Below are 12,012 nucleotides of genomic sequence, written 5' to 3' on the forward strand. Positions count from 1 at the left end.
ACGAGGACGATCCCGCTTGGTTCGCCTCCGTCGCGGTGCTGGACGAGGGCAGCTACGAGATCGTCCGGAGTGACACCAGTCGGCGTGAGCACGACGTCGCCACCCAGACCAGCATCAATCAGATCGCAGGCGACCTCATCAAGTGGCTGGCCGCCCGCGCTACCTAAAACACGGCCTAGCGCGTCGCCTGGAACATGTAGCGGTGATCGGCCTGCCGAACTGCCGCGGGCTCAGCCCGGTGAACGGACCTGTCCAGGAGGGCTCCGACGCCGTGATCACACCAGTCACGGCAAGATCATCTCAGCTCTGACCAGCGGTTACAGGACGACCTCTAGGAGCGTCGGCCGACCAGTCCCTGGTAGAGACGGCGTTTCTGCTCGATGGTTTCGGCCCCCGCCAGTTTCTCCGCCCATTCCTTCTTGATCGTCTCCAGGAATTCGTGCCAGCGCTGTCCGCCCGGCTTCTCCAGCCTCTTCAGCTCGACCAGGCGCTGGTTGTTCTTCATCTTCCCGGAGCCGACCTTGTCCTGTTTGTGGCCGTGCAGCACCGACTCGGGGTTGGCGGTGGCCTCCGTGGACCTGATGCCGTGGTGGTATCCGACCGGGCTGCGGGCGTGAGGCGCCACCGTCTCGATACCGACCAGCAGGGAGCCGTCCCGTGCCGCGGTGGGCGCGGTGAACACCAGGAGCATGTGCCCGTAGGAGCCGTCCGGCAGCACCACGTCGCCGTTCCAATCCTTGGTTCCGAGGCCGCCGCCGGAGATGTTGACGCCCAGGAGATCCGGGTTGGTCATGCCCGGGGTGAAATCCGAGAGCTTGTTCTTCAGCGCCGAGCCGACGCCGCCCTGCTCCTTGAAGGCGCCGGGCCGGCCCTCCTTGTTGGGGCCGATGGTGGAACGGTGTGTGGCAAAGTCACGCACCACCACGTGCTTGTCGCGGACGCCCTCCTTCGTGATGCCGAGGGTGTCGAGTAGCTGATGGGGTTGCTCACCCGAGCGGAGGGCGGGGATGCGGATGTTGACGCGCCCTCCGTGCGCGAGCGCCCGGATGACGTCGCCGTCCTTGTAGTCGAGGTGCTGGCCGTCGGCGCCGCCGACCTGGAGTCCGTTTTGGAGGACGAGCAGGACGTTGGTGAGGATGGTGCGGGCGAAGGCGTCCCGCTCCTTCATCTCGGCCTCCGGGTTCGCTCCGTCGGGGTGCTTGCGGTCCGCGCTCACCCCCTCCGGGAACAGGGTGTCGACGGCTGTCTCCCTGATCTGCTCGTCGCGTTCGGCTTCCAGTTTCCGGCGTTCCGGATCGTCGGTTCCCATCGACTGGCTGTTTATGAAGCGGCCCAGGGTGTAGGCCGGGTTGTCGGGGATGCGGGCGCCGCCTCGCGGGGCCTGCTCCTTGAAGGCGATGGTGGCGGCCAGGACGCGCCGTCCCGGAGACAGCTTCAGCCATTTCGAGTAGTCGGCCTGCTCCTCGGTGTTCTCGGCCTGCGTGGCCTTGACCGTGACGTCCTTCTTGACACCCTTGCCGGTGCCGGACTTCGCGCCCAGGCCGGCCGCGTTCTGTTCTCCCTCGGCATAGGTGCCGATGCCGATGTCCTTCAGCCAGTCAGGCCTCGCCGTCGACAGGGCCTTGATGTCATTCACTTCGTCTGGCTGGAAGGGCTTCCCGAGGACCAGTCGGCGCTCCAGGACCCGCCGCAGCCGGGCATTCTCCATCAGCCACTTTTCCGGCCACTTCTTGTGCGGCTCCCAGAAGTTGAACTTCCGCTTCTTCTGCAGCGTGTTCTTCTCGATCGACTCGGCCAGCCGGGCGACCAGGGTATCGACCGGCTGGGCGCTCTCCTCCGAAGACGCGTCCTTGGGTGCCGCGGTCTCTTGCGTACTCCGAACGGCCGCCGTCGCCGCCCGGTTGCCCGCCGCGCGCTGGATGTCCCTCAGCTCGGCGGGGCCCAGCCGATCCGGTCCGCCCGCCGTCGGCACGGACAGCACCGTGGCCTGGGGCGGGGAGACGGACCGAGCGGGTAATCCCGGCTTGTCGCGCTCGTCGGCGCTGTGCTGCTGTTCGTACATCTTTCAATGCTGATGGCTTTGCGGCGACGGCTCAAGGGATACGGGGGCAGACCCGGTGTCCCCTCCGGCTCTGCTGAGTCAGGATTCTGTTCAGATGGCCGGCGAGGCGTTCCAGGATCTCTTCTGCTGTCCTGGTCCATGCGCAGGGCTTGGGATCGGTGTTCCATGCGGCGATCCATGTACGGATTTCCTTCTCCAGCGCCTGGACGCTTCTGGGGACCCCTCGCCGTATGCGCTTGTTCGTCAGCTCGGCGAACCACCGCTCGACCAGGTTCGGCCAGCACGATCCGGTGGGCGTGAAGTGCAGGTGGAAGCGGGGGTGGGCCACCAGCCAGGTCTTGATGGCGGGGTTTTGTGGGTGGCGTAGTCGTCCAGCACCAGGTGCACGTCCAGGCCCCGCGGGATCGCCTGGTCGAGCCTGGCCAGGAACTTCTTGAACACCTCGGCCCGGTGCCGGTGGTGCGGCTGGAGGCCGAGGGGGCGCCAGATCCACGACACGGTCGACTGCGACAGGCCCGTCTCCTTGGCCATCGCCCTCGTCGACCCGTGTGTGACGTTCTCCGGCGTCGACTCCGGCGTCCGGGGCACCACGGCGGCGACCTGCTCGCCGGTGACCGTCCGGGGTCCGCCGGAGCGCGGCATGTCACAGGATTCCCGGCTCAGAAGACCAGGCCGGGTCGTCGATGGTCATCTTCGGGGGGTGGAGCGGTGGATTCCCGGAGAGGAGGGCAGCACGGCGGCTCCTCGCTGACGACGTCACGTGGGCTGACCTGATGAAACGCGGCAGGTGATCCGCTGTGCCCGAAGTACGGGGGGTAGGCCCTGATCAGGGGCCGCGGGACGGCCGATGCGTACCCTCGCCGACGCGGGGAGTGAAAGGGAGGCTCTTCATGGGCGAGAAGCCCGCTGCCGGACCGGCTTCCAAGACGACGTCGGACCTGGTCGTCGAGCGGTTGCTCGACTGGGGCATCGACACCTGCTTCGGGATCTGCGGTGACCAGGTCAACGGGTTCTTCGAGGCACTGCGCACCCACCCACGGATGCGGTTCGTCCACGTGCGGCACGAGGAGAACGCGGCTCTGGCATGTGTCGGCTACGCCAAGTTCACCGGTAGGCCCGCCGTGTGCGTGGCCACCGCCGGCCCCGGGGCGGTCCATCTGCTCAACGGCCTGTACGACGCGCGGATCGACGGCGCCCCGGTCATCGCGATCACCGGCCTGTCCTACCACGACACCATCGGCGCGCACTTCCTGCAGGACCTTCCCTCCGACCGGCTGTTCGAGCACGCCTGCCTGTTCTCTGAGCGCGTCATGGGGCCCACCCACGCGGTGCCGGCCACCGACCTGGCGGTGCGCAGTGCCTTGATGAACCGCACGCCCTCGCACCTGGCCATCCCGATCGACGTCCAGTCCTTCACCCTTGAGCAGGACACGGCGTCACAGAAGAACGTGCCCGGCCACGTCTCCCTCGCCCCGCAGTCCTTCACGGTCGTCCCCGACGAGGAGCAGCTGCGTGCTGCGGCGGAGATCCTCAACAGCTGTGAGCGGGTCGCGATCTGCGCGGGTGCGGGGGCCCGCGGGGCCGGCGAGGTGCTGGAGCAGGTGGCCGAGGTACTCGGGGCGCCGATCGTCAAGGCCGGGCTGGGCAAGGACTGCGTGCCGGACGACAGCCCCTACACGACCGGCGGTATGGGGCTGATCGGCACCCGTGCCTCCCACGAGGCGTTCGAGACCTGCGACGGCTTCCTCATCGTCGGCTCCTCCACCCCCTACTACGAGTTCTGGCCCAAGCCGGGGCAGGCCCGCGGGGTGCAGATCGACCTCAATGCGGACCGTATCGGTATGCGCTTTCCCGTCGAGGCCGGCCTCGTCGGCCACGCCCAGGTCGTGCTGGAACGTCTCCTGCCGCTGCTGGAACACAAAACCGACCGGTCGTTCCTTGAAACCGCGCAGGAGAGCTACCGGCGGTGGTGGGAGCTGATCGGCGAGCAGGCCGAGGGCTCCGGCATTCCGATGCGGCCGCAGGTAGTGACCTGGGAGCTGTCCAAAGCGCTCCCGGACCGGGCGGTCGTCACCGGGGACGCCGGCACGGTCACCGCTTGGGGTGGCCGCCTGCGGCTGCGCCGGGGAATGCAGTACTCCTTCTCCGGCACCCTGTGCAGCATGGGCTCCGCCCTGCCCTACGCCATCGGTGCCCAGTGCGCCCATCCCGACCGGCCGGTCATCGCGTTCACCGGTGACGGCTCGATGAGCATGGGCATGGGCGAGCTGGCCACGCTCGCCCAGTACGCTCTGCCCATCAAGGTCGTCGTGCTGCGCAACAACTCCCTGGCCCTGGAGGTCTGGGAACAGACCGCCCTGCTGGGCAACCCCCAGATGGGCTGCGAACTGCACCCCATCGACTTCACCGCCGTCGCCCGCGCGTGCGGCTTGCGTGCCTTCCGCATCGACGACCCCGCGCGGGCCGCCGAGGTGTTGGCCGAAGCCATGGCGACCGAGGGCCCCTGCCTGATCGAAGCCGTCACCGACCCCTACGAGGCGCCCTTCGGCGAAAGCCTCCAGCCTTCCCACGCCCAGCACATCGCCCAGGCGTTCGAGCGAGGCGAACCTGCCGCCCCGGAGATGGCCCGTAACCTGCTCGAAAACGACCGCGTCGCCCTCTCCCCAGCCCTCCAGCAGCACTACGACGACCTCGCCCGCTACCGCTGACGCCCCGCGTCTGCTGTCCCCGGCACGCGTGAGCACCGCCCTGGCGTCCACGACGGTGACGGGTGAAGCCCCTCCCCACCACGCCACCACAGCGCACCGGCCAATCGTTGGCGGGCAGGGGCTCGCCCGAGGTCCTGGAGCAGGCGAAGCTCTTGCCAAGGCAGCGAACGCGCGATGTGCTCCTCGGACGCCACTGTGACGCGGCGGTGACACCACATGGCTTGCCTCAGCCTGTTGTTGGCGCTTGTGTGTCTGCACGAGCGCCGCCCGATCCGTGGTGGCGCGCCGACATCAGGGGTGGGATCAGCGTTGAGCAACGCGCGAGGAAGAGCCGGCAGGCTGACGACGGTGCTGCTGGCGGGCGCACTGGCCGGGTCGGCCCTGTCGGCGGCCCCCGGTACCGCGTCCGCGGCCCCGGACGCCGCCGCTCCGGACACCGCCGCGGCGGCCGTGGTGCCGTCGGGCCCGGGTATGGAACTGTCGGCCGCGTCGTTCACCCAGATGACGGTGGACGACGTCGGCCGGCGCGTGTGGATCGCCGGGGACCGGGTCTATCCGGACGGGTCGCGGGACGGTGAGCTGATCGGCGTGCTCTACGAGGGTGCCGGGCGTGCGGTCGCGAGCGCCCACATGGCCGCCCCTCTGTCCGGCGTCGCGGTGGAGCCGGACGGCTCGAAAGTCTATGCCGGGCAGTCGGACCACATCGCGAACTACTCCCACTACAGCGGGTCCTTGTACCCCCTCGACCCGATTCCGGCGCCGGCCGACGGCTGTGGGCGGGAGCTGGTGCACACAGGCGGGCGGCTGTTCTTCACCAGCCGGCCGGCCGCGTCGCCCGCAGGCTGCGCCGACGGGCTGGGCAGTGTCGGCGTCGCCGCGACGGCCGAGGGCGGCAAGGCCGGGGAGGTCATGTACTCGAGCACCCCGGTCCATCTCGAGGGAGGGCCCGGAGGACTGCTGGTGACCGCTCCGGAGCGATGGTCCCCGACCGCCGACCCCGACCTGGGGATCTACCGGGTGACGGACGGGGCGGACGGGAACCTGCTGGAGTTCCTGGGCGAGCGCCGGTTCACCGAGGACGGCACGGACCGGGGCATGGACTTCCGGGACGCCGACTTCTCAGCGGACGGCTCCGTCCTCGCGGTGGCCGACGGGGTCCGGGGGACCGTGCTGCTCGGCGGCCAGGACGCCCGCTTCCTCGAGAACCAGTACGCGCCGCTGCCGGAGGGCGTGGCGCCCACGGCCGTCGCCTTCAGTCCCGACGGCAAGTGGTTCGCCCAGGGCGGCGCGGCGTCGGGCGATGCCGCCGACCTGACCCTTGCGTTCGCCGACCCGTCGGTCGAGCGGCAGCCGCTGCGCATCAGCTTCGAGGACGAGGCCGCGGGCCATCGCGTCGTCCCGCGGGGCATGGAGTTCTCCGGGGACGGACAACAGCTCTTCGTCGTGACCTCCGACCAGGAGGGCACCAGGTTCTGGCTGCACACGATCCAGACCCGGGAGGCCCTGGCCCCGTCGCGTTTCGTGGACGTGACGCACGGCCCGGCCGTCGCCGGGGGGCCGTTCAGGGTCACCGGACGACTGGACCTGGACGGACTGGCACCCACCGAGGCGCCGCGGATCACGGTGCAGCGACTGAATGGCCTCGAGGTCGCCGACCTGCCGCCGGTCCCGGTCGCCGAGGACGGAACGTTCGTCCTGGAGGACGTTCTGCCGGACCGGGTCGGGGACGTCCATTACGTGCTCGGCTACGCGGGTGACGCGCTCCACTACCGCTCGGAGCACTGGCTTGTGGTGGACACGGTCAAGGCACCGAGCACGGTTCCCCACGGCGGCCGGTAGTCCGCGCCCGGCGCGGCGGCCTTCCTCGGCGGCCTGGCGGATCACGTCGAAGGTGAGCAGCCCCGGCGGGCGTCCGAGGGCGTCGCCGTGTGCGGTCAGACGCGGCGGCGGACCAGGGCACGGCGGGGCTTGCCCGGCTCCTGGCCGCGGTCGCCCTCCGAAGCCGGCTGTGTGGCAGCCTGCGGCGCGGCGACGGCTTCCTGCCGGGCACTGTCGTCGGCAGACGGAAGCCGGCCGGACGGGGACCTCGCCGGCAGCGGGAGAAGCCTGCGGGTAGGGGCACGTACGGTCCGGACGGGCCCCTCCGAATGCGGCGGGGAACGCCGACCACCCCTGTCGATGCGGCCCGGACGGGCCGGTGGCCCCGCACCAAACTCTTCGATGCGGGGCCACCAGTGAGGAGAGCGTCCGAGGAGGACCACCACGTTTCCGTGTCCGCCCCGGTCAGGTGAGCGGCGAAGCGGCCGCTCTCAGCACGGCTCGTTGGAACCGCCGTACTCGAGGTACGCGTCGTAGACCCAGCCGAGGCTGGCGCCGTTGGGCTCACGGACCCACGTCCAGGAGTTGCCGTAGTCGTTCCACACGTAGCAGTCGTACTCGACCGGGGTGCCGGGGGCGATGTGCCCCACAGTGGTGCACGCACCGTAAGGGCCGGTGTGCGCCGCCGCCGAGGTGCTCTTGGTCACGCTGCCGACAGTCCCGTCGACGGGACTGTGCGGCCAGTAGGCGTTGCCGCAGGTGACCGCGGCCGTCCCCGCCGAGGTGGCCTGGGCTGCCGGCGCAGCCAGCGTGCCCAGCACCAGTGCGGCGCCGGCAGCTGCTCCGAACATGACTCTGCGCAGGTTCATGAAACCCTCCGTAGCACTGAGAAGCGATGGACGAGCGATGAACATCGAGCATCCTGTGGCCTGCTACTCAGCTGGAGAAGGGTGAGTATCGTCCGGGACGTGTCCCGGACACGTCCGGTGTCCGGGACACCGGACGTACTTGTCCTGTCCGCCGGGGCCGGGGGGACGCAACACCGGCACCCTGGACGGGGGGTGACCCGGTGTTCGTGCAGGTGTCGTGCGAGCCCTTCAGTTCCCGGTGAGGAATTCCAGGCCGACGTCGCTCGCCTTCAGTCCTCGGCGAGCATGGCGAGTTCGAGGCCGCGACCGAGTCGTGGTGTTCGCCGGCGCTCGGGGGCCGGGGCAGTTCAGTCCGGACCGGCCCCGGCTTACGTACGGGAGGGGTCGGCACGCTGAGTGCCTTGGCGAGTTGGGGCACGAGGCAGAAGCGGGCGGTGTGGTGGCCGCTTTGCCCTTGCCGGTCCGGCAGGGGGAGCCCGTGGGGGCGGTGCAGGTGGACGTCGGGCAGTTGTGCGATCCCACGCGCTTGAAGTCGTCGCTCACGGGCCCCGGACCTTTTCGTGAGGGTGTTTCAGGCGTCCAGGTCGTTCGCAACAACTCATGACACATGATCGCCGCAGGTGGACCGCCGCTCGGCGGGGTGTTTCACGAGCGGCCGCCTGTGAAACGCCTTGCTTCATCGCCGCTGGTCAGCCCAGGGGAAGGGGGCGCTGCGGAGGTCTGCAGGTCCGCCGATCCTCACGGCTGGAGCGTCGTTCGGCAGTGACTGAGGGGCCTCGCGGGGCGGCCGGTCCACCGTTCTCGGCCCGGCCGCGACCGATCCATGAACTATTCCTTGACGCGAATATTCGTCGTCAGGAATACTCACGCTCATGGACGCACTTCTCACCGCCTTGGCCGACCCGGCCCGCTGGCGGCTCGTGAGCCTGCTGGCCGAACGGCCCCGTCCGGTCGGCGTCCTCGCCCAGCTCGCCGGGGCACGCCAGCCGCAGACGACCAAACACCTGCAGACGCTCGAACGCGCCGGCGTCGTCACCTCCCAGCGCACCGGCCAGCGCCGCATCTACGCGCTCCGGCCCGCTCCCCTGCGGGACCTCGCGGCCACGCTCAGCGGGCTCGCCGACACCGCAACCCAGGCCGGCGGCCCACGCGCGACGTACGACCGCTACGGGGCGAGCCTCCACGCGGAGCGAGCCGCCGCGGAGGCGCCCGGGTGGGCCGACGGTCGCTCGTTCACGTTTCGCCGGCCGCTCGCAGGCCGCCCCGAGCTGGTCTGGCGGCACCTGACCGACCCCTCCCTGCTCGCCCAGTGGTGGACGCCCGACGACCTCCGCGTGTCCGAGCTCGTCTTCGAGGCGCGACCGGGTGGCCGGATCGTCCACGAGTACCGCGATGCCGAGGACACCTACGGCTCTGACGTGGTCGCCGGGCGTGCGGAGGGCGTCGTCGAGGGCGTACGGCCCGCCGAGCGCCTCATCTACCGGACCTCGCCGGTACTCCCCGACGGCAGCCTCGCCTTCACCGCCCACGTCGACCTGGGGCTGCGCCCCACCGAAACCGGCACGGACCTCGACGTCCACTGGCGGATCACCGACAGCACGGTCGACTCCGCCGACTTCATCGCAGGCATCGAGATCGGCTTCGGACAGAGCCTCGACAAGCTCGCGGCGATCCTCGCCGCGGACCCGCACGACACCGACACCACCGACGCGAGGAGCACGAAGTGACTGACTCGACCGGCCGCAGGGTGACCGCGAACCTGTCCCTCTCCCTCGACGGGCGTTACCACGGCCCCGGCGGACCCAGCGATTTCAGCATGTTCGCGCCGTACGTGACCTCCGAGGTCGCGCGGAACCAGCTCACCCGCATCTGGGAGGGCGCGACGACAGCGCTGCTCGGCCGGGTCAACGCCGAGGGATTCCTGGGGTACTGGCCGTCAGTTGCCACAGCCGAGAACGCCGATCCGCGTGATCGCGGATACGCGAAATGGCTGGTGGACACGGACAAGGTGGTCTTCTCGACCACCCTGACCGAAGTGCCGTGGGAACGCACCCGCGTGGTGAACGCCCCAGCCGCCGACATCGTTGCTGAACTCAAGGCCACCGGCGAGGGCGACATCCTCGTCAACAGTTGCCCGAGCGTCATCAAGCCGCTCCTTGCGGCCGATCTGCTCGACCGGCTGTACCTCATGATCTTCCCCGAGATCGCGGGAGACGGGCAGCGGCTGTTCGATGACGGCCTGCCGGCTTCGAAGTGGAAGCTGACCCACCAGGAGACGGGCGAGCTGGGCGAGATCGCCCTGGTCTACGACCGGGTCCGCTGAACCGGCCGATCAGCACCCCCAGCCTGACCAGCGGCATCGTCCTCGACGATGATGGTCCCTATGGCCGATTCCGGGCCAGGTCCTTCCGGACGGTCGACTTTCCACCAGCCCAGCACGTCCTGGTACTCCGGCTGTGGGATCGCACGTCCCTCGGCAGTCATCAGGCGTCCCTGATACGCCTGGGCGTATCGTGCTCGAACCGAGTAGACGCCGGGTTCGTCAGGGACAATGAGGTCGCACGACACATTGACCCACTCCGCCGGACCAGGGTTGTCTTCCGCCAGCGCCTCGACGTGCGTGCCGGCATTGACCACCTTCAGGCCGCCCCCGCTGCGCCGCTTACCGTTCCATACCGACGCCTGGGCACGATCCTGGCCCGCCAGCCCAACGATCACCTGGTTGATGGCGTTGCCGCACTCCGAGCAATCATGCAGCACGTCGAAACTGACCTCGTGTGAACCTCCACCGCGGACGTGTACCACGTCGGCCTGGCCATCGATCTTCACGTTGCGGATCTTGAACCGAAATCCCGTCCCGCCTCCGTATGGCTCGACCATCTTGATGTCGGGAGTGAGGGCCGTGGTGCGGAGGACATCGCTGTGACTCATCTTGTCGGTCATATGCCAAGTAAACAGGTGGCCACTGACAAGGCTGGCCAGGCCCGCCCTTCAACGAGGTTGACAGGTCGTCAGAGCGCGGCTTCTGAGCCGTCGTACAGGACGACGCCGCGTTGGTGCCTGCCGGCTGACGACCGCTTCAGTCGGCAGCCGACTCGTCCTCGTCTTCGTCTTCGTCCAGTTCCAGTGCGTCTGGACCGCGCGGTGGGCGCAGGGCGGCCTGAGGCCGGGGTGGAGGGAAGCCGTAGCGGCCGAGCAGGTTCAGATTGCGGTGCTTGAGCGGGGAGAGCCAGGTGATGTCCTCGTCCCGGAACTCGTGGCCCTCGGCTTTCAGCTGGACGACGGCGGCGTCGATGCAGCGGGTCGTCCAGAGCACGATGGCGTTGAGGACAGGCCAGGCGCGCCGAGCTGGTCCTCCGTCCCAGCGCGGCACGCCTGGTGGACGGTCCCGCGCTTGCCGTGGCACACGTCCCGGGCTTAGCTCGTGGCGGGATTCCCGCGCGGTGAGCTGCCAGTTCATCTGAGGGCGGTAGGTGTCGTCCACCGGGTCGACCACCCGCAGCAGGTGCTCGGACTTGGCGATGCGCCCGTACTCGGCGAACGCCACGCCCAGCGGGGGTGGGGCACCCTGCCTACCAGATCGTCGTGCTGGTCCGCTCCGACGGCTACAACGAAGTGCTGCCCGTCACCGGGAGGAGACACCCGGGCAGCGCCTCCAGGAAGGGAAATCAACCGGCGCGTTCGTCGAGCAGGGAGTGCGGGTTACTGGATTCGTACCAGCCGAGGAACGGAGGACAGACGTCGTAGCCCAGCAGACGCTGCAACTCTTCGGGATACTCGCGGACCACGTCCATCGGCACCGCGAGATACTGGTTCTCCTCCTGTCGCATGTTGCCGGCTATGTACGACAGGGTCAGCCCGGTACGCGGCTCGGTGGACGCGTTGCGCCCGCCACCGTGATAGAGACCGCCGAGCCAGATCAACGCGGATCCGGCCGGCATCTCGGCCGGCACCGCCTCGTCGCGCTGAGGTGCCCGCTCGTCGTCCCAGCGGTGACTTCCCGGGATCGTCATGGTCGCGCCGTTCTCCGCAGTGAAATCGGTCATCGCGACCATGACTTGGACCCGGGTCGTGGGCGCGGGGTAGGGCCGCAGGTGAGAGGTGTCGTCGCGGTGCAGCCACTGCGCACCCTCGTCGGGCCAGATCTGGATCACCTGAGTCGCGCTGACCTGGATGTTGGGTGAGATGTTCACCTGCTGACCGCTGAACCAGACCGGCACGGGCTGCTGAATGAGCCGGCGGGCAGCACCGAGGAACAACGGGTGCAGCGCAACGGCGGCCATGTGCCGGCTACGGGCGAACAGCGAGGACATCCGTTTGGTCTTGTGGCCGGAGAAATCATTGTCGCCGTAGCCGAACTTGTCCAGCGCGGGACCCAGGTCGGCCCAGAGGGCCTGTCGGGTGCCGGGGTCCAGGAACTCCTCCACGACGACTGCACCATCCTGTTCGAGGAGATCGCAGACTCGGTCGAGATCGGCGTCGGAGCCGACCGTGACGAGGTTCTTGTCGTTCATGTGTTTCCCCTCCATGAAGGTGTGCGGTTCAGGACGCGATG

At 69.1% G+C, this 12,012-nt stretch carries 9 protein-coding genes and 2 pseudogenes; 4 read left to right on the plus strand and 7 right to left on the minus strand.

All coding sequences use genetic code 11. The features are described from left to right. Nucleotides 1-201 precede the first annotated feature (201 nt). From KUM32_RS18385 to KUM32_RS43550, 3 genes and pseudogenes are all read right to left on the minus strand, one after another. Nucleotides 202-288: pseudogene (locus KUM32_RS18385) on the minus strand (IS5/IS1182 family transposase); the annotation flags it as partial. A gap of 43 nt (nt 289-331) precedes the next feature. Continuing rightward, on the minus strand, nt 332-2,062 hold the full coding sequence (locus tag KUM32_RS43545) for a PE-PGRS family protein (protein WP_254405769.1): 1,731 nt from the start codon (nt 2,060-2,062) through the stop codon (nt 332-334). A gap of 243 nt (nt 2,063-2,305) precedes the next feature. Next, entirely contained in the window at nt 2,306-2,704 is a 399-nt protein-coding gene (locus tag KUM32_RS43550) for a hypothetical protein (RefSeq protein ID WP_254405770.1), read from the minus strand. 248 nt (nt 2,705-2,952) lie between these two features. On the opposite strand from KUM32_RS43550, the gene KUM32_RS18400 reads away from it, so the two are divergent. Together KUM32_RS18400 and KUM32_RS18405 are read left to right on the plus strand one after the other, a co-directional pair. Then, complete coding sequence (locus KUM32_RS18400) at nt 2,953-4,770, plus strand: thiamine pyrophosphate-dependent enzyme (RefSeq protein ID WP_217143010.1); 1,818 nt, start codon at nt 2,953-2,955, stop codon at nt 4,768-4,770. A 309-nt stretch (nt 4,771-5,079) separates the two neighbouring features. Beyond that, complete coding sequence (locus KUM32_RS18405) at nt 5,080-6,609, plus strand: hypothetical protein (protein WP_254405771.1); 1,530 nt, start codon at nt 5,080-5,082, stop codon at nt 6,607-6,609. Between the two features lie 470 nt (nt 6,610-7,079). On the opposite strand, the gene KUM32_RS18410 is transcribed toward KUM32_RS18405, so the two are convergent. Next, nucleotides 7,080-7,457 (minus strand): hypothetical protein, encoded by a 378-nt coding sequence (locus tag KUM32_RS18410; RefSeq protein ID WP_217143011.1) that lies wholly within the window; start codon nt 7,455-7,457, stop codon nt 7,080-7,082. An 872-nt stretch (nt 7,458-8,329) separates the two neighbouring features. Between KUM32_RS18410 and KUM32_RS18415 the strand changes: the two genes are divergently transcribed. Then, nucleotides 8,330-9,184 (plus strand): metalloregulator ArsR/SmtB family transcription factor, encoded by an 855-nt coding sequence (locus KUM32_RS18415; protein ID WP_217143012.1) that lies wholly within the window; start codon nt 8,330-8,332, stop codon nt 9,182-9,184. Then, nucleotides 9,181-9,780, plus strand: coding sequence for a dihydrofolate reductase family protein (locus KUM32_RS18420; RefSeq protein ID WP_217143013.1), 600 nt, complete (start codon nt 9,181-9,183; stop codon nt 9,778-9,780). Before KUM32_RS18415 ends, KUM32_RS18420 begins: the two co-directional genes overlap by 4 nt. Here KUM32_RS18420 and KUM32_RS18425 read toward each other — a convergent pair. From KUM32_RS18425 to KUM32_RS18435, 3 genes and pseudogenes are all read right to left on the minus strand, one after another. After that, nucleotides 9,762-10,400 carry a hypothetical protein gene (locus KUM32_RS18425; protein ID WP_217143014.1) on the minus strand — a complete coding sequence of 213 codons (639 nt, stop codon included), beginning with the start codon at nt 10,398-10,400 and terminating at the stop codon, nt 9,762-9,764. The two genes, KUM32_RS18420 and KUM32_RS18425, sit on opposite strands and share 19 nt — an antisense overlap. Nucleotides 10,401-10,536: 136 nt before the next feature. After that, nucleotides 10,537-11,043: pseudogene (locus tag KUM32_RS18430) on the minus strand (Tn3 family transposase); the annotation flags it as partial. 82 nt (nt 11,044-11,125) lie between these two features. Then, on the minus strand, nt 11,126-11,971 hold the full coding sequence (locus KUM32_RS18435; RefSeq protein ID WP_217143016.1) for a phytanoyl-CoA dioxygenase family protein: 846 nt from the start codon (nt 11,969-11,971) through the stop codon (nt 11,126-11,128). Nucleotides 11,972-12,012 lie beyond the last annotated feature (41 nt).

The organism is Streptomyces sp. AC627_RSS907 (genome assembly GCF_019049165.1).